This is a genomic window from Cellulomonas edaphi, assembly GCF_030362815.1.
Classification (GTDB): Bacteria; Actinomycetota; Actinomycetes; order Actinomycetales; family Cellulomonadaceae; genus Cellulomonas; species Cellulomonas edaphi.
Window position 1 is genome coordinate 276,240 of sequence record NZ_JAUCGR010000001.1, and the last position, 18,233, is coordinate 294,472.

An 18,233-nucleotide genomic window follows, 5' to 3' on the forward strand; every position below is an offset into this window, starting at 1 on the left:
CCGCATCTGGCCCGCGGCTCGGGACCGGCACAGCCGCCGGTCGCGCCGGGCCACCGCGGTCCTGACGAGCACGCGAGGGGCACGACCACATGCGCTACGGGTACTTCGACGACGACGCACGCGAGTACGTCGTCACCACCCCGCACACCCCATACCCGTGGATCAACTACCTGGGGTCGGAGCGGTTCTTCTCGCTCGTGTCGCACCAGGCCGGCGGCTACTCGTTCTACCGGGACGCGAAGATGCGCCGCCTCACGCGGTACCGGTACAACAACATCCCCGCCGACGCGGGCGGCCGCTACCTGTACGTGCACGACGACGGCGACGTGTGGACGCCCTCGTGGCTCCCCGTCAAGGCGGACCTCGACCGCTTCGAGGCGCGCCACGGCCTGGGCTACTCGCGCATCACCGGCTCGCGCGGCGGCCTCACGGTCGACACCCTCTTCTTCGTGCCGCTGGGCGAGGACGCCGAGATCCAGCGCGTCACGGTCACCAACGACTCCGACGCGGAGAAGACCGTCACGCTCTTCTCGTTCGTCGAGTTCTGCCTGTGGAACGCCCAGGACGACCAGACGAACTACCAGCGCAACCTGTCCATCGGCGAGGTCGAGGTGGAGCAGGACGGCCCGCACGGGTCGGCGATCTACCACCGCACCGAGTACCGCGAGCGCCGCGACCACTACGCGGTGTTCGGCGTGAACACGCCCGCGGACGGCTTCGACACCGACCGCGACACGTTCGTCGGCGCGTACAACGGGCTGGGCGAGGCGGCCGTGCCGCGCGCGGGCGTCTCCGCGAACTCGGTCGCCTCGGGCTGGTACCCGATCGGCTCGCACTCGGTACGGCTCACGCTCGCACCCGGTGAGTCCCGCGACCTGGTCTACACGCTGGGCTACGTCGAGAACCCGGACGACGAGAAGTGGGCCGACGACGACCACCAGCTCATCAACCGTCGTCGGGCGCACGACCTGCTGGGCCGGTTCGCCACCGCCGAGCAGGCCGACGCCGCCTTCGAGGCGCTGCGGTCGCACTGGACCGGGCTGCTGTCCACGTACTCGGTGCGCTCGAGCGACGAGAAGCTGGACCGGATGGTCAACGTCTGGAACCAGTACCAGTGCATGGTCACGTTCAACATGTCCCGCTCGGCCTCGTTCTTCGAGACGGGGATCGGGCGCGGCATGGGCTTCCGCGACTCCAACCAGGACCTGCTGGGCTTCGTGCACCTGATCCCGGAGCGTGCGCGCGAGCGGATCATCGACATCGCCTCCACCCAGTTCGCGGACGGGTCGGCGTACCACCAGTACCAGCCGCTGACGAAGCGCGGGAACAACGACATCGGCTCGGGCTTCAACGACGACCCGCTGTGGCTCATCGCCGGCGTGGCCGCCTACGTCAAGGAGACGGGCGACTTCTCGATCCTCGACGAGCCCGTGCCGTTCGACAACGAGCCCGGCTCCGAGGTCCCGCTGTTCGAGCACCTCACGCGCTCGTTCGAGTTCACCGTGGAGAACCGGGGGCCGCACGGGCTGCCCCTCATCGGCCGCGCCGACTGGAACGACTGCCTCAACCTCAACTGCTTCTCCACCACGCCCGGTGAGTCGTTCCAGACCACGGAGAACCAGGCCGGAGGCGTCGCGGAGTCGGTGTTCATCGCCGCGCAGTTTGTGCTCTACGGCCAGCAGTACGCCGACCTCGCCGCTCGCCGGGGGCTCGCGGACGTCGCCGAGCGCGCCACCGGGCTCGTCGAGGAGATGCGCACCGCGGTGCTCAAGGACGGCTGGGACGGCCGCTGGTTCCTGCGCGCGTACGACTACTACGGCACCCCCGTCGGCACCGACGCGGACCCCGAGGGCAAGATCTGGATCGAGCCGCAGGGCTTCGCCGTCATGGCGGGCGTGGGCGTGGAGTCCGGGGCCGCCGAGCAGGCGCTGGACTCGGTGGGCGAGCTGCTCGCCACGGAGCACGGCATGGTGCTGCAGCACCCCGCGTACACGACGTACCAGGTGCAGCTCGGCGAGGTGTCGACGTACCCGCCCGGCTACAAGGAGAACGGTGGCATCTTCTGCCACAACAACCCCTGGGTGATCATCGGCGAGACCGTGCTGGGCCGCGGCGACAAGGCGTTCGACTACTACCGCCGCATCACCCCCGCGTACCGCGAGGACATCTCCGAGGTGCACCGCCTCGAGCCGTACGTGTACGCGCAGATGATCGCCGGCAAGGAGGCGAGCCGGCACGGCGAGGCGAAGAACTCGTGGCTGACCGGCACCGCGGCGTGGAACTTCGTCGCCGTCTCGCAGCATCTGCTGGGCGTGCGGCCGGACTACGACGGGCTCGTCGTCGACCCGCAGATCGGCCCCGACGTGCCCGCGTTCACCGTGACGCGCGTGGCGCGCGGCGCGACGTACGAGATCGCCGTGACCAACTCGGGCGCGCGCGGCTCGCGCGGAGCGCTCGTGGTCGACGGCACTCCGATCGAGGGCAACACGGTCCCGTACGCGCCGGCGGGTTCGACCGTCCGCGTCGAGGTGACGCTCTGACGACGCACGAGCTGCTCGCACCGCGAGCCGTGGCGCCCGCGCGCCACGGCTCGGTGGTGACGCTGCGCAACGAGCGGTGGGAGGTCGACGTGCTGCCCGGCGTCGGCGCGTCGCTCGCCGCGGGCCGCATCCGCACCGCGGACGGGGTGTGGCGCGACCTGCTCCGGCCCACGCCGCTGGCGTCGCGCGGCAACCCCGAGCGGTGCGCGTCGTTCCCGATGCTGCCGTGGTCCAACCGCATCCGCCGCGGCGAGCTGCCGTTCGGCGGGCACGTGTGGCAGCTGCAGCGCAACGGCGCGGACGGCACGGCCATCCACGGCGCGGTCCGGCACTCGCCCTGGACCGTGGCGTCGCTGGCCGATGACCGGGTGGTGCTCGAGATGGCGAGCAGCGACCAGGTGGGCGTCAACTTCCCGTGGCACTTCCGCGCGCGCATCGTCTACGCGGTCGTCGACGGATCGCTCACCGTGACGACCACGCTGCAGAACACGGACGTCGACCCGTTCCCGGCGGGTTTCGGCCACCACCCCTACTTCCAGCGCGTGCTGGCGCCGGTCGGCGAGCGCACGGCGGGACCGGACCCGCTGCTGCACGTGCCGGCCGGCCACGGCTACGCGCTCGACGCCGGCATCGCCACGGGTGCGGCCGGCGAGGTCCCGGCGCGCGCCGACTACCGGTCGCCCCGTGCGCTCGGCGAGGCGTTCGTCGACGACGTCCTCACCGATCTCACGGGTGCGACGCGCCTGACGTACCCCGGCGAGGAGCCGGTGCACGTCGACCTCGAGGCGGACCCCGACTACGGCCACCTCGTCGTCTACGTGCCGCGCCGACGGTCCTACTTCGCGGTCGAGCCGGTGACCCACGTCAACGGCGGGTTCGCCCTGCACGCCGCGGGCGTCGAGGGCACGGGCGTCTTCGTGCTGCAGCCCGGTCAGGCGCGCACCGCCGCGTTCTCGGTCACGGTTCGCTGACGATCTGACGATCGCGCGGTCCACGGCCCGCGCTCGTGGGACCATGGCGGCGCCCGGTGGCACCTGCGCCGCCCACCGGCACGTCCCTGCATCCAGCGGCCAGCCCTAGGGGGCACTCATGCACGTCCGCCGTCTCACCGTCCTGGCCACGGCGTCGGCCGCCGCCGCGGCGCTCGCCCTGGCCGGTTGCTCGTCGAGCTCCGACGACGACGCCACCAAGCCGAGCGCGTCAGCCAGCGCGACGACCGCGGCCACGCCCGAGGCTCCCGCCCAGTCGACCGAGCTGAACGCCGAGAACTTCATCACCACGATCGCCGACTCGATGTCGGGCGACGCGAGCTACCACACGGTCATGACGACGTCCGCGGGCGGCAGCGTCGCGATGACGGCCGAGGGCGACGCGGTCGTCGACGGCGACGACATCGCGATGGCCATGACCATGTCCTCGGAGGGCATGGAGATGGAGGTCCGCGTCCTCGAGGGCATCTGGTACATGAACCTCGGCGAGCTGTCGGGCAACAAGTTCTTCAAGGTCGACCCCAGCGACGAGTCCAACCCCATGGCCGCGAGCCTGGGCGGCCTGACCGACCAGATGGACCCCGCCGCGAGCGTCAAGGCCATGCAGGACGCCGTCGTGAGCGTCGAGAAGTCGGGCGAGCCCGAGACCATCGACGGCGTCGAGGCGCAGCCGTACGAGGTGGTCGTCGACACCAGCAAGATCACCGGGTCCATGGGCGACGCGCTCAAGGCCGCCGGGACGTCGGTGCCCAAGACGTTCACCTACACGTACTGGATCGGCTCGGACGGCAAGCCGCGCAAGATGGTCATGGACCAGTCCGGCACCACCACCGAGATGACCATGACCGACTGGGGCAAGAAGGTCACCGTGAAGGCGCCGCCCGCCGACCAGATCACGGACATGCCGACGTCCTGACGTCGCAGCCTCGAAGGCCCGCGCCCCTCCGGGTGCGGGCCTTCGTCGTCTCGGGCTTTCGTCGTCTCGGGCCTTCGTCGTCTCAGGCCTTCGTCGTCTCAGGCCAACGGCAGGCCCAGGAGATACCCCCAGGGCAGCTCCTCGAGCGTCACGAACCCGACGCGGTGGTAGAACGCGATGGCGCCGGGGTTCTCCTTGGAGACGCCCAGGTGCAGGCCCGGCACGCCGCGCTCCCGCAGCGACGCGGCCAGCGTCTCGACCAGCGCGCGGCCCAGCCCCTCGCCCTGTGCGCGCGGCAGCAGGTCGATGTGCATGTGCGCCGGGAACCGCTCCAGCACGGGAGCGTCCGTCGGCCACCTCTCGTGCACGCGCTCGACGAGCACGTGGTCCTCGGTGCCGTCCTGGGGGTCGTCGCGCGGGGGGAACTGCTCGCGCAGCACCGGCCACCAGCTCTCCTCGCGCCAACGCTCGAAGCCGGCCGTGTCCGCCGTCGCCACGATGTAGCCGGCGACGCCCTCGTCGTCCGCGACGACGAACGTCGCGCTGGGGTCCGCCACGGGGTACGGGCCCGCGTACACGTGACCCAGCAGCTCGGGGTTGCGGTACAGGTGCGACGAGTCGCCGCCCGCGAGCCCGGTCAGCAGGCAGATGCGGTAGATCGCACCGAGGTCGGACGGGTGGAACGGGCGGATCGATCGGGGCACCCTCGGACCTTCTCACATCCCCGCTGGACCCGACTTCGCGGCCCGCTGGGCGGCGGGTATGCTGACCGGGCCGATGACGGCGGGGGCCTGGTCAGGTCCCGGTCGGCTCGTCGCGCGGGTGTAGTTCAATGGCAGAACATCAGCTTCCCAAGCTGATAGCGCGGGTTCGATTCCCGTCACCCGCTCCCAGAATGTCTCGCGCACGGCAGGGCACGGTCGCCCTCGCGCTCGTACCCCGGTCGGCCCCTTCCGACGATCCCGTCCCCGTGCCCCCTAGCGATCAGCGCTGGCCAGCTCGGCGGCTCGCGTGTGGGCAGCGTTGTGCCCGCTCACCGGGAACCTCGCTGCCCACTGAGCAGGTGAGCGGGTGACGCGGGTGCGCGGACCCGCTGGCCAGCTCGGCGGCTCGCTGGGCAGCGTTGTGCCCGCTCACCGGGAACTTCGCTGCCCACCGAGCAGGTTCGCGGGTGACGCGGGTGCGCGGACCCGCTGGCCAGCTCGGCAGCTCGCTGGGCAGCGTTGTGCCCGCTCACCGGGAACTTCGCTGCCCACTGAGCAGGTGAGCGGGTGACGCGGGTGCGCGGACCCGCTGGCCAGCTCGGCGGCTCGCGTGTGGGCAGCGTTGTGCCCGCTCACCGGGAACTTCGCTGCCCACCGAGCAGGTTCGCGGGTGACGCGGGTGCGCGGACGACGCGGGTGCGCGGACGACGCGGTGCGCGCTCGAAGCGAGTCGGGGTCCGGCGGCCGGGATGCGGATGCCCGGCCGGCGACCGACCATGGTGCGAGCCGAAGAAGCCGGCGTGCAGGGACATCACGCACGAGGAGCAGACATGGGCATCGACGACCGCAAGGGCAAGGCCTCGGACGCGCTCGACAGCGACAAGGGCGAGAAGGCGACCGACGCGGGCATCGACAAGGCGAGCGACGCCGCGTCGTCGGTGACCGGCGGCTCGCACGACGAGCAGATCAGCAAGGCCGAGTCGGCGGCTGACGAGCACATCGGCAACGCCTGACCCCCGGTGACCCGGCCGGGCTCCGGCCTGGTCACCGCTGCCCACCGCGACGCCCGCGAACGCCGGTCGTCGCGCGTCGTGAGCCGGCAGTCGCGTGCTGCCGTGCACGGCCGACCTGCCCGCATCCCGAGGAGGACGCGATGACCGACCAGACCACCCAGACGGACCCGCGGACGCAGCACCCGGACGCGAGCACCCAGCCCGCCGAGACGATCGACCACCCCGGCCTGACCGACGACATGAGCCGCGAGCCGGACCACGGCGAGAAGTCCTACCGCGGCTCCGGGCGGCTCACGGACAAGCGCGCCCTCATCACGGGCGCCGACTCCGGCATCGGGCGAGCCGTCGCCCTGGCCTACGCGCGCGAGGGCGCCGACGTCGTGATCTCCTACCTGCCCGAGGAGGAGGAGGACGCCCGCGAGACCATGCGCCTGATCGAGGAGGCCGGGCGTCGCGCGGTGCCGTTCCCCGGCGACGTACGCGACGAGGAGTACTGCCGGTCGCTCGTCGAGACCGCGGTGCGCGAGCTCGGCGGCATCGACGTGCTGGTGAACAACGCCGCTTACCAGATGTCCCAGAACGAGGGCCTGCTGGGCATCAGCACCGAGCAGCTGGACCGGGTGCTCAAGACCAACGTGTACGCGCTGTTCTGGATCACCAAGGCTGCCGTGCCGCACATGGAGCCGGGGTCCTCGATCATCAACACGAGCTCGATCCAGGCCACGCAGCCGAGCCCGGAGCTGCTCGACTACGCGACCACCAAGGCCGCCATCCTGAACTTCACCAAGGGGCTGTCGCAGCAGCTCGGCGAGAAGGGCATCCGGGTGAACGCCGTGTGCCCCGGTCCCATCTGGACGCCGCTGATCCCCGCGACGATGCCCGAGGAGAAGGTCGAGTCGTTCGGGGAGGAGACCCCGCTGGGCAGGGCGGGCCAGCCGGCCGAGCTCGCCCCCGCGTACGTGTTCCTCGCATCCCAGGAGTCGAGCTACATGACCGGCGACCGCATCGCGGTCACGGGCGGCCGGCTGCTCTGAGGCTCAGAGCGTCAGTCGTCGATCTCGTCCAAGCCCTGCCGCGCCAGCTCGGCGAGATGGTCCCGCATGGTCTGCACCTGCTGCGGCGAGTGCCCCTCCCAGTCGTCGAGCTCGCCCACCACGCGCACCGGCTCACGCGTGCGGTAGGACCGTGTGGGGTTGCCCGGGAAGCGCTTGTCGGTGACGTTCGGGTCGTCCTCGAGCTCGCCCGTCGGCTCGACGACGTAGATGCGGGCCCGACCCTCCCCGTGCGCGAGCTCCGCGCCCCAGGCGGCGGCATCCAGGGTCTGCGTCACGTAGACGTGCCCCGCCGTGCGGCCGCCGCCGAAGTTCGACCGCCGCCCGGCCTCGAGCAGGTCGCCGACGGCCAGGTCGGCCTTGGTGCCGTGCAGATAGGCACCAGACTCGTGGACCTCGAACGGCACGGGCATGCGCTCCCCCTCGGCTCGGTCCCTCCATCATGACGTTGACCCGCGCCCCGGGCGGGAGAACACTCGCAGGATGACGGCAGGCGACTACGTCGGGCTGCTCGAGCTGGCGCGAGGACGCGCGGTCGAGTGGCTGTCGGGCATGGCAGAGCGGCCGATCCCCGCCGGCGCGAGCATCCCGGAGGTGGTCGAGGCGCTGGGGACCGTGCTCCCCGAGTCGCCGCGCGACGCCCGGGAGGTGATCGCCCGCCTCGTCGACGCCGTGGAGCCCGGGCTCCTCACCAGCCAGTCGCCGCGGTTCTACGGGTGGGTCATCGGTGGGACGTACCCGGTCTCGCTGGCCGCGGACTGGCTGGTGGGCGCGTGGGACCAGAACGCCGCGATGCGCACCACCATGCCCGGGACGGCCGCGGTCGAGGAGCTCGCGTCCGCGTGGCTCCTGGACCTCCTCGGGCTCCCAGCGGGAGCCGGCGTGGGGTTCGTGACGGGGGCCACCATGGCCAACTTCGTCGGGCTCGGCGCCGGCCGGGACCGGCTGCTCGCGCACGCCGGCTGGGACGTCGCGGCCCGCGGGCTGAGCGGGGGCCCCCGGGTGCGCTGGGTGGCCGGCGCAGAACGGCACGCGTCCGTGGACGTCGCCGCGCGGTACCTCGGGCTCGGGGCGGCCGACCTGGTCCCCGCCGACGACCAGGGGCGCATCGACGTCGCGGCCCTGGAGGCCACGCTCGACGACAGCCCGACGATCGTCTGCCTGCAGGCCGGCAACGTCCACTCGGGGGCCTTCGACGACCTGGCGGCGGCGACCGCGGTCGCGCACGAGGCCGGCGCGTGGGTGCACGTCGACGGGGCGTTCGGGCTCTGGGCGGCCGCTGCGCCGTCGCTGGCGCACCTCACGCGGGGCATCGAGGCCGCCGACTCCTGGGCCACCGATGCGCACAAGACGCTGAACACCCCCTACGACTGCGGGCTCGCGATCGTGGCCGACCCCGCGGCCGTGCGCGCGTCGTTCGGCTCGAGCGCCAGCTACCTCGTCGCGACCGAGACGGGCCACGACCCGCACGAGTACGTGCCCGAGATGTCCCGTCGCGCACGCGGCGTGCCCGTGTGGGCCGTGCTCGCCACGCTGGGCCGGTCCGGCGTGGCGGAGCTGGTCGGCGGCTTGCACGCGGCCGCCGTCGACCTCGCGACCCGACTCGGCGAGCTGCCCGGCGTCGAGGTGGTCAACGACGTCGTCTACACCCAGGTCTGCGTCGCCCTGGCCGACGACGGCGCGACCACCGCCCTGGCCGCGCGGATCCGCGACGACGGGGTCGCCTACGCCTACCCCTCGCGCTGGCGGGACCGGGCGGTGGTGCGCTTCTCCGTGAGCAACTTCCAGACCGACCACGAGGCGGTCGAGGAGACGGTCGACGCGGTCCGCCGGGCCCTGCAGGCGTGACCCTCCCGCCTGCCGAGGGGGCTGACAACCCGGACACGCATGCACCACGCTGAGCCATGGCCCCCGTGACCCCGCCCCCCGCGCACGGCACCCCGCTCGACTCGACGACCAGGTCCAACTTCCCGCCGATCGCGAGCTACGCGTTCCTGTCCGACTGCGAGTCGAACTGCCTCATCTCGCCCTCCGGGGCCGTCGAGTGGATGTGCGTGCCACGCCCCGACTCTCCGAGCATCTTCGCCGCGACGCTGGACCGCGGGGCCGGTTCCTTTCGCGTGGGTCCGCACGGGATCCGCGTCCCGACCGCCCGCCGCTACCTGCCCGGCACGCTCGTCCTGGAGACGACGTGGCAGACCCCCACCGGCTGGCTCATCGTGCGCGACGCCATGGTCATGGGGCCGTGGCACAACGACGAGGAGCGGTCGGCGACCCATCGGCGGACGCCCACCGACGACGACGCCGAGCACATCCTGCTGCGCACCATCACCTGCGTCAGCGGCACCGTCGACCTCGAGGTGACGTGCGCGCCGGCGCCCGACTACGCCCGCTCCGATGCGCGCTGGGACTACACGGGCACGGGCTACACGTCGATCGAGGCGGTCCCCGACCCCGACGTCGGCGGCCCGACGCTCCGGCTCACGTCCAGCCTGCGCCTCGGCGTCGACGGGCGCACCGCCTCGGCCCGGACGCGCATGGTCAACGGCGACAAGGCGTACGTCGCGCTTTCCTGGTCGCCGCTCCCCGCACCGTCGACGTGGCAGCAGGCGGCCGACATGCTGTGGCGGACGCAGGAGTTCTGGCGCGAGTGGATCACGCAGGGCGTGTTCCCGGACCACCCGTGGCGCACCTACCTGCAGCGCAGCGCGCTCACGCTCAAGGGCCTGACGTACGCCCCGACGGGTGCGCTGCTGGCCGCGGCCACGACGAGCCTGCCCGAGACGCCGGGCGGCGAGCGCAACTGGGACTACCGCTACGCCTGGATCCGCGACTCCACCTTCGCGCTGTGGGGCCTGTACACGCTCGGCCTGGACCGCGAGGCCAACGACTTCTTCGCGTTCATCCACGACGTCTGCCGCGACAACAAGGAGCTGCAGATCATGTACGGCGTGGGCGGCGAGGACACACTCGAGGAGCACGAGCTCACGCACCTGACCGGGTACGAGGGCGCCCGGCCCGTGCGCATCGGCAACGGTGCGTACGACCAGCGCCAGCACGACGTGTGGGGCGCGGTGCTGGACTCGGTCTACTTGCACACCAAGTCGCGCGAGCAGCTGCCCGAGTCGCTGTGGCCCGTGCTCAAGCGGCAGGTCGAGGAGGCCATCAAGCACTGGCACGAGCCCGACCGTGGCATCTGGGAGGTGCGCGGCGAGCCGCAGCACTTCACGTCGAGCAAGCTCATGTGCTGGGTCGCCCTGGACCGCGGCGCGCGGCTGGCGCGCATGCACGACGAGCCGGACTTCGCGGAGCAGTGGTCGAAGCAGGCCGCCGAGATCCACGCGGACATCTGTGCCAACGGGGTCGACTCCCGCGGCGTCTTCGTGCAGCGCTACGGGTCGGACGCGCTCGACGCGTCGCTGCTGCTCGTCCCCCTGCTGCGGTTCCTGCCGGCGACTGACGAGCGTGTGCGCGCCACCGTCCTGGCGATCGCCGACGAGCTCACCGTCGACGGGCTGGTGCTGCGCTACCGGGTCGAGGAGACCGACGACGGCCTGGTCGGCGAGGAGGGCACGTTCACGATCTGCTCGTTCTGGCTCGTCTCGGCGCTCGTGGAGATCGGCGAGCTGGACCGCGGCCGGGCGCTGTGCGAGCGGCTCCTGTCGTTCGCGAGCACCCTGAACCTCTACGCGGAGGAGATCGAGCCCCGCTCCGGCCGGCACCTGGGCAACTTCCCGCAGGCGTTCACCCACCTGGCACTCATCAACGCCGCCATGCACGTGATCCGCGCGGAGGAGCAGGCCGGCCACGACGGCATCCACTTCGAACCCCCCAACCGCGGCGGCTGACCCGCCCACGCGGGGGCCCGAGCCCGCCCTGGGCTCGACCCCGTGGTTGTCCACGCTCGCGGGCCGGTAGCCGTGGACAACCACCGGCTCGGCGACCGGTACCCGGAGCCGGCGCGTGGCGTCGGGCGCGACGAGGCCGCGTGATGCGCCAGACTCCGGGGGTGACCGACCTGCTCTCGTCGCCGCGCCCGGCCGTGGACGGCGGCGAGCCCGAGCACCGTCCGGACTGGGGCTGGCTGCCGGACCCGGACGACGTGCCCGACGATGCCGCGCTCGCCCGCGCGCGCGAGGACGCCGAGCGGCTCCTCGCCGACCACGGCGTCACGTACGGCGCAGACCGGCCCGAGGGCGCGGGACCGTGGCGGCTGGATCCCGTGCCGGTCATGGTCGACGAGACCGAGTGGGCCGGGCTCGAGGCGGCGCTGGTGCAGCGCGCCGAGCTGCTCGACGCCGTCCTGGCCGACGTCTACGGCGCGCGCCGGCTGCTCACCGACTCGCTGCTCCCGCCCACCGCCGTCGTCGCGCACCCGGGCTTCCTGCGCGCGCTGGACGGACTGCGCCTGCCCGGCGGCCGCGAGCTGGTGCTCACGGCGACCGACCTGGTGCGGGACCCGGCGGGCGGGTGGCGGGCCGTCGCCGACCGCACGCAGGCCCCGTCCGGGGCGGGCTATGCGATGGAGGGTCGACGCGTGGTGGCCCAGGTGCTGGCCGGTGTGTACCGGCAGGCATCGATCCAGCGCCTCGGACCGTTCTTCCACGCCATGCGGGCCGCGTTGCGCGAGGTCGCGCCGCCGCATGCCGAGCAGCCACGCATCGTGCTGCTGACGTCCGGGCCGGCCAGCGAGACCGCCTTCGACCAGGCGTACCTGGCGTCGATGCTCGGGCTCCCGCTCGTCGAGGGCCCCGACCTGCTGGTCCGCGAGGGCCGGGTGTGGCTGCGCGCACTCGACGGGCTCGAGCCGGTGGACGTGGTGCTGCGCCGCGTCGATGCCGAGTGGTGCGACCCGCTCGACCTGCGCACGGGCTCGCGGCTCGGCGTGCCGGGACTCGTCCGCTCGCTGCGGGGCGGCGCCGTGAGCGTGGTCAACCCGTTGGGCGCCTCCGTGCTGGAGAACCCCGCCCTGCTCGCCTACCTGCCGCGCCTGGCGCGGACGGTGCTGGACCAGGACCTCGCCCTGCCGTCGGCGCCCACCTGGTGGTGCGGGGAGCCCACCGGCCTGCAGCACGTGCTGTCGCGCCTGGGCGAGCTCGTGGTCCTCCCGACCGTCCGACGCTCGACCCCGGGCCTGATCCAGGGCTGGACCCTCGACGCCGCCGGACGCGAAGCGCTCGCCGCGAGGATCGCCGCGGAGCCGTGGGCCTGGGCGGCCCAGGAACCCGCTCACCGGCCGGGGTCCGCGGACGACGAGACCGATCGGGCCGCCATGCTCCGCACGTATGCGGTCGCGCACCGCGGCTCGTACGCCGTGATGGCCGGCGGGCTCGCGCGCGTGGCGGCGTCCGCGGTGGTCTCGTCGTCGTCGGGCGCCGTCGCCAAGGACGTGTGGGTGCTGTCGAGCCAGCCGGACCCGCTGGTGCCGGACGACGACGCGCTCGACGCGGGCGCGGGCGGCGCGCGGCTCGGCGCGGCGATCTCGCCACGCACCGCCGAGAACCTGTGGTGGATGGGCCGGTACGCCGAACGGGCCGAGGACCGTGCCCGGCTGCTGCGCGTGGTCGTCGACCGCTGGGACGACTTCCACCACCGGCCCCGCTCGGCGGGCGGCCGCGCTCTCGCGGTGCTCGTGCAGGCGGTCGAGCCCGACGACGAGCGGACGGGCGCCACCCTGCGCGAGCTGGTGCTCGACCCGCGCACGCCCACCTCGGTCACGTCCGTCCTGCGGCGCCTCGGCTCGTCGGCGGCCACGGTGCGCGACCAGCTCTCGACCGACACCTTCGGCCCGCTGGCCCGCATCGACCGGGTGCTGCGCGCCGAGCGCTCGCGCAGGCGTCCGGCGCCGGACGAGGCGCTCGACCTGGGCTCCTACGACGACCCCCGATCGGCCACCGCCGGCCTGCGGTCGGTGCTGGACCAGACGCTCGAAGGGCTGCTCGCGGTTGCGGGGATCGCCGCGGAGGGGCTGGTGCGGGACGTCGGCTGGAAGTTCCTCGACGCGGGCCGCCGCGTCGAGCGGGCGCAGCACGTGGTCGAGCACCTGCGCGCGACGCTCGTCGAGCGCCGCCCCACGCCGGTCGAGGCCGCGCTCGTGGACGCCGTGGTGCTGTCGCACGACTCGTCGATCACGTTCCGTCGCCGGTACGCGTCGGGCGCAGGCGTCGCCGAGGCGCTGGACCTGCTGCTGCGCGACCGCACCAACCCGCGCGCGCTCGCGTTCCAGCTGGATCGCGTGCGGGAGAACCTCGGGACGGTTCCCGCCGCCGAGCACCTGCTGGCCGACGTCGCCGACCTGGTGGCCGAGCTCGACCCCGCGGCAGTCTCGTCGGCCGAGGGCCGGCGCGAGCGGCTCGCGGAGGCGCTCGACTCGATGGCGTGGCGCCTGCGGTCCGCGGCCGAAGAGATCGAGCGTGTGCACTTCGCCCGTCCCGGCCCGAGCCGGGCGCTGGAGGACCCCTGGGACGCGGCCGACGAGGGGGAGCGCCCGTGAGCCGCACCTACGACCTGGTGCACCGCACCACCTACAGCTACGCGAGCCCGGTCACCGACTCGTACGGGCGCACGACGATGACCCCCCGCGACCTGCCCGGCCAGGCCGTGCTGGCGACGACCGTGGAGGTCGACCCGGCACCCGCCGACAGCTCCACCCACATCGACTACTACGGCAACCGGACCACCTACTACGGGGTGACCCTCCCGCACACGCAGCTGGTCGTCACCGCGCGCTCGATCGTCGAGGTGACCCGCGTCGCGGCGACGCTCGACTCGCTCCCGCCCGTGACGTGGGAGGAGGCGGCACGCGCGGTCGACGAGGGCGACCTGGCCGCGGCGGTCTCCCCCGACGCGCTGGTCGCGCTGCGCGAGCTGGTGCTGCCGTCGACGCACGTCGACCCGGGTGCGGAGGTGCGCGCGTGGGCTGCGCCGTCGTTCGCGGCGGGCCGGTCGCTCGGATCCGTGCTCGTCGACCTCGCGCACCGCATCCGCACCGAGCTCACCTACCGCTCGGGCTCCACGACGGTCAGCACCACGCAGGCGCAGCTGCTCGCGCAGGGTGCTGGCGTGTGCCAGGACTTCGCGCACCTGATGATCGCGGCGCTGCGCGCGCACGGTCTGCCGGCCCGCTACGTGTCGGGCTACATCGAGACCAGGCCGCCGGCCGGCCGCGAGAAGCTGCGCGGCGCCGACGCGTCGCACGCGTGGGTGTCGGCGTGGGTGCCCGGTGCGGGGTGGGTGGACGTCGACCCCACCAACGACCAGTTCGTCGACGACCGGTACGTGGTGCTGGGCTGGGGCCGCGACTACCAGGACGTCCCACCGCTGCGCGGCGTCATCTTCACGGAGGGGTCGGGCTCGCGGCTGAGCGTCGCGGTGGACCTCGTGCCGGCGGGTTCGACCCCGTTCCTGTGACCGTCCCGCCCGGTTGCTAGCGCCGGGCGGACCGATGCCGCAGCTCGTCGGGCGTCACGACGAAGCCCGACGAGTCGACGACCGTGCCGCCCACCGCCTCGCGTAGTGCGGCCGCCACCCGAGCCATCGACGGCGCCACGCGGTCGCGCGCGATCACGTGCAGCGGCGAGGGGCTCTCCGTGGCCAGCTCGCCCGGCTCGAGCGGCTCCCACACCACGCGGTACGCCCACGGCCCGTGCTCGCGCCAGTCCAGAGCGTCGAGCACGGCGGGGCGCTCGCCCGGCCGCTCCATCGACACGACGATCGCGCCGTCGTACTCGAACGTCGCAGTCAGCGAGAACGGCGTGGGCGCGCCGCCGTGCGGCTGCGGGACACCTCCCAGCCGGGAGCCGCTCAGCGCGGGCCGGACGACCGGGACGACGTCGGCGGCGGACACGGGCTGGGCGGACCAGAGTGTGAGGTCCACCGCGGCGCCCGCCGAGGGTGCGAGCCGGTGCAGCCGGTCCGGGGTGACGGTCAGGCCGGCCACGTGGCGGGCGGCCGCCGTGGTCCACGCGACCGCCCGCTCGGACGGCTCCGCGAGCCCGTAGAGGTCGTGGCCCTCGACCGTGACCGGCCCGACGAGCAGGCCCGCGTCCCCCAGCCGCAGGCTGCCCGTCGTCACCACCGCGGCCTCCTGGACCGCCACGCCGCGGAAGCGAGCACCGGCGGGGCGGGTGACGGCCGGGGCGCTGACGCTCGGCTGCTGCTCCCACCGGGCGTCGGGGAACCATGCCGTGGCCAGCGCAACCACGTCCGACCCGCCCGGGACGGCGAGGACGTGCTGTCCGTCGAGCTCCGCGGGGACTACCCAGTCGTGACCCATGGCCGGACGTTACCGGCCCCATGCTGCGGGCATGCTGCCGGCATGTTTCCGGGGTGCTGCCGTTCGGCATCCACCGGGCATCCACCGGTAAGGCCAGGTTGTCCACAGGGCTTCACCCGCAGTACCCACCGACTGTGGACGAACCCTGTGGACAACCGGTCAGCCGCGGACGTCGTGCAGGTGGTGCACCACGTCGTGCAGGAAGTACTGGCCGAGCGTGCGGACGGTGAAGTCCGAGCCGTTGGAGCGGCGGCCGGTGCGCTCCCACGCGTCGTCGGGCACGGCGTCGAACCGGGCGGCGGTCTCGTCGGCAGCATCCGCCAACTCGTCCGCGACCACGGTGGGGTCCTGCAGGTCGTAGCGGTCCGCGAGCGCGGTCGCGTCCTGGTCCCAGTTGTCGAAGGGCGGGTCGTCCTGCTCGAGCATGAGCTGCAGACGGCCGCCGAAGATCCGCAGCACGTCACGCACGTGAGCGCCGTACTCCAGGGTGGACCAGGTGCCGGCGTCCGGACGCTCGCGCGCGCCGGGACGGTGCAGCGCGGCGACCCACCGCGGCGCCAGGTCGCGCACCGTGCCACCGATGGCCTCGGGGTCGACGTCGGCGGCCGTGAACCCGCACTCGGGGCACCGCTCCCGCAGCACCCACGTCCAGTCCTTCTCGTCGGGCTCGATGGCAGGGGCGGCGTCGGGCGTCGTCATCCCCGCAAGATATCTCGCCTCCGGCGCGAGCAGCGCCCGAGGCCGCCCTGCGGCGCGTAGGTTTTTCTGACGCGGCATGCGAGGATGTCACCATGCCCAAGATCATCGGCGGATCGCTGCACGAGCACCGCGAGCAGACGCGACAGAAGCTCTTCGCCGCGCTGTCGACGCTCATGGCGGAGCAGGGCTTCGACGCCATCACCCTCGCCGAGATCGCGCAGGCCGCCGGGGTGGGCCGCACCGCGGTGTACAACCACTTCCCCGACAAGGAAGCGCTGCTCCTGGGCTTCATCACCCACGAGACCGACCAGTACGCGGCGACACTGCAGCGCGCGCTGGACGACATCGACGACCCGGTCGAGCAGCTGAGCACGTACGTCCGCCAGCAGGCCAACCTCAAGCGCGTCTACCACGTGGCCCCCGGGCCCGAGCTGCGCTCGGTGCTCTCGCGCACCACCCAGCAGCGAGTGCGCGAGCACGTGGCGGTGGTCGAGCAGGTGCTGCGCGAGATCCTGTCCGCGGGCATCGCCTCGGGCGCGTTCCCGGAGCAGGACCTCGACACCACGGTTCCGCTGGTGAACGCCTGCCTGTCCGGGCGGGGTGTTCCCGAGGACGGTCCCGCCCGCGAGCGCGCCATCGCCCAGACCGAGGCGTTCGTGCTCCGCGCCGTCGGTGCTCCCGTCCTCGTCAGCGCCTGAGGTGCCGGCTCCTTCGTCCGGCGGCGGGTCCTCGCGCGGCGGGTCGGCGGGCGGGTCCTCGCGCGGCGGGTCGGCCGGCGGGTCCTCGCGCGGCGGGTCGGCGGGCGGGTCCTCGCGCGGCGGGTCGGCCGGCGGCCGCTCGTCGGGCGGCCGGTCGTCCGGCGGCGGCCGGAACGGCGCGCCACCGCACCGCAGCGGACCCCACCGCCCCGCGAGCCGCGCGCAGAACGGCCGCCAGGGATCGCGGGACGAGCACGCCCGTGAGACCCGCATCGAGCTCACGTTCCTGCCCGGCCTCGGCGACGTGCTGCGCGACGAGGTCGCCGAGGTGCTCCGCCCGCGACGACCGGCCACGCCCGTCGTCGGCCGCGACGACGCACTGGCCGTCGCGATCACCAACCCGCTGCCCCACGTCCGTCGGCTGACCACCGCGGTCGCCGCGTTCCTCGTGCTGCACTTCGACGTGCCGCGTCCCCGGTCGCTGAGCAGCGGCGACCACCTGTCACGCATCGTCGAGGCCATGTACGCCTCGTTGCGCGTCGCGGGCTCGTCGACGTTCCGCTTCGAGGCCGCCGGCAGCGACTCGTCCGCGTTCACCCGCCTGGGCGCGGAGCTGGCCGCCGCTACCGGGCTCAAGTACGACGAGAAGGACGGCGAGCTCGTCGTCCGCGTGCGCCGCGGACCCACCCGCGGGGAGCAGGATCCCGGCTGGGACGTGCTGGTCCGCATCGGCAACCGCCCGCTCTCGGCGCGGCCGTGGCGATCCGCGGACTACCCCGGCGCCGCCAACGCGACGATCGCGGCGGCCATGGTCCGGCTCGCGGGCAACGACCCCGAGGACCGGGTGGTCAACCTCATGTGCGGCTCCGGGACGCTGCTGATCGAGCGGCTGCTCGCGGGTCCGGCGGCCGCCGCCGTCGGGATCGACGACGCGCCGGACGCCATCGCGGCCGCCACCGAGAACCTCGAGGCCGCGGGGCTCAAGCGCGCTGCGAGGCTCGTCACCGCGGACATCCGCGACGACTCGCTGGACGGCGGCTACGACCTGCTGCTCGCCGACCCGCCATGGGGGACGCTGCACGGCTCGCACGCCACCAACGCGGACCTGCACGCGGCCCTCCTGCAGTCGGCGCACCGCCTCGCCGCGCCGGGTGCCCGTCTGCTGGTGCTCACGCACGAGATCAAGCTCATGGAGCGCTGCCTGCGCGAAACCGAGCAGTGGACCGTCCGCTCGGTCACCCGCGTGTTCGCCAAGGGTCACCATCCGCGCATCTACGTGCTCGACCGCGCCTGACCGGACCGCGCCCGCCGGCCACCGGCCACCGGCCACCGGCCACCGGCCACCGG

At 73.4% G+C, this 18,233-nt stretch carries 15 protein-coding genes and 1 tRNA gene; 12 read left to right on the forward strand and 4 right to left on the reverse strand.

Going from position 1 to position 18,233, the window contains the following annotated elements; translation table 11 throughout:
- Positions 1-89 precede the first annotated feature (89 nt).
- From QRT05_RS01375 to QRT05_RS01385, 3 genes are all read left to right on the forward strand, one after another.
- Entirely contained in the window at positions 90-2,540 is a 2,451-nt protein-coding gene (locus tag QRT05_RS01375; RefSeq protein ID WP_289444505.1) for a GH36-type glycosyl hydrolase domain-containing protein, read from the forward strand.
- 56 nt (positions 2,541-2,596) lie between these two features.
- The gene (locus tag QRT05_RS01380; RefSeq protein ID WP_289444508.1) at positions 2,597-3,511 is read left to right on the forward strand and encodes an aldose epimerase family protein; all 915 of its coding nucleotides are present in this window, start codon (positions 2,597-2,599) and stop codon (positions 3,509-3,511) included.
- A gap of 118 nt (positions 3,512-3,629) precedes the next feature.
- Complete coding sequence (locus QRT05_RS01385) at positions 3,630-4,445, forward strand: LppX_LprAFG lipoprotein (protein ID WP_289444510.1); 816 nt, start codon at positions 3,630-3,632, stop codon at positions 4,443-4,445.
- A gap of 98 nt (positions 4,446-4,543) precedes the next feature.
- On the opposite strand, the gene QRT05_RS01390 is transcribed toward QRT05_RS01385, so the two are convergent.
- Positions 4,544-5,149, reverse strand: coding sequence for a GNAT family N-acetyltransferase (locus QRT05_RS01390; RefSeq protein WP_289444512.1), 606 nt, complete (start codon positions 5,147-5,149; stop codon positions 4,544-4,546).
- A 114-nt stretch (positions 5,150-5,263) separates the two neighbouring features.
- Between QRT05_RS01390 and QRT05_RS01395 the strand changes: the two genes are divergently transcribed.
- The 3 genes from QRT05_RS01395 (at position 5,264) to QRT05_RS01405 (ending at position 7,196) form a co-directional block, all read left to right on the forward strand.
- Positions 5,264-5,334, forward strand: a tRNA-Gly gene (locus QRT05_RS01395).
- A 645-nt stretch (positions 5,335-5,979) separates the two neighbouring features.
- Positions 5,980-6,162, forward strand: coding sequence for an Rv0909 family putative TA system antitoxin (locus tag QRT05_RS01400; RefSeq protein WP_289444514.1), 183 nt, complete (start codon positions 5,980-5,982; stop codon positions 6,160-6,162).
- Positions 6,163-6,302: 140 nt separating this feature from the next.
- The gene (locus tag QRT05_RS01405) at positions 6,303-7,196 is read left to right on the forward strand and encodes an SDR family oxidoreductase (protein ID WP_289444516.1); all 894 of its coding nucleotides are present in this window, start codon (positions 6,303-6,305) and stop codon (positions 7,194-7,196) included.
- A gap of 11 nt (positions 7,197-7,207) precedes the next feature.
- On the opposite strand, the gene arr is transcribed toward QRT05_RS01405, so the two are convergent.
- A complete protein-coding gene (arr, locus tag QRT05_RS01410) occupies positions 7,208-7,627 on the reverse strand; it encodes an NAD(+)--rifampin ADP-ribosyltransferase (RefSeq protein ID WP_289444518.1) in 420 nt (139 codons plus the stop codon).
- 70 nt (positions 7,628-7,697) lie between these two features.
- Here arr and QRT05_RS01415 point away from each other — a divergent pair, with 70 nt between their 5' ends.
- The 4 genes from QRT05_RS01415 (at position 7,698) to QRT05_RS01430 (ending at position 14,624) form a co-directional block, all read left to right on the forward strand.
- Entirely contained in the window at positions 7,698-9,062 is a 1,365-nt protein-coding gene (locus tag QRT05_RS01415) for a pyridoxal phosphate-dependent decarboxylase family protein (protein WP_289444520.1), read from the forward strand.
- A 56-nt stretch (positions 9,063-9,118) separates the two neighbouring features.
- Positions 9,119-11,062, forward strand: coding sequence for a glycoside hydrolase family 15 protein (locus QRT05_RS01420; protein WP_407650271.1), 1,944 nt, complete (start codon positions 9,119-9,121; stop codon positions 11,060-11,062).
- A 161-nt stretch (positions 11,063-11,223) separates the two neighbouring features.
- Positions 11,224-13,707 (forward strand): circularly permuted type 2 ATP-grasp protein, encoded by a 2,484-nt coding sequence (locus QRT05_RS01425; protein ID WP_289444525.1) that lies wholly within the window; start codon positions 11,224-11,226, stop codon positions 13,705-13,707.
- Positions 13,704-14,624, forward strand: a complete 921-nt coding sequence (locus tag QRT05_RS01430; RefSeq protein WP_289444528.1) for a transglutaminase family protein — start codon at positions 13,704-13,706, stop codon at positions 14,622-14,624. Before QRT05_RS01425 ends, QRT05_RS01430 begins: the two co-directional genes overlap by 4 nt.
- A gap of 16 nt (positions 14,625-14,640) precedes the next feature.
- Here QRT05_RS01430 and QRT05_RS01435 read toward each other — a convergent pair whose 3' ends face one another.
- On the reverse strand, positions 14,641-15,489 hold the full coding sequence (locus QRT05_RS01435; protein ID WP_289444530.1) for a hypothetical protein: 849 nt from the start codon (positions 15,487-15,489) through the stop codon (positions 14,641-14,643).
- A gap of 159 nt (positions 15,490-15,648) precedes the next feature.
- A complete protein-coding gene (locus QRT05_RS01440) occupies positions 15,649-16,188 on the reverse strand; it encodes a DinB family protein (RefSeq protein ID WP_289444532.1) in 540 nt (179 codons plus the stop codon).
- Between the two features lie 92 nt (positions 16,189-16,280).
- Between QRT05_RS01440 and QRT05_RS01445 the strand changes: the two genes are divergently transcribed.
- Complete coding sequence (locus tag QRT05_RS01445; protein WP_289444534.1) at positions 16,281-16,886, forward strand: TetR/AcrR family transcriptional regulator; 606 nt, start codon at positions 16,281-16,283, stop codon at positions 16,884-16,886.
- 1 nt (position 16,887) lies between these two features.
- A complete protein-coding gene (locus QRT05_RS01450) occupies positions 16,888-18,180 on the forward strand; it encodes a methyltransferase (RefSeq protein WP_289444536.1) in 1,293 nt (430 codons plus the stop codon).
- Positions 18,181-18,233 lie beyond the last annotated feature (53 nt).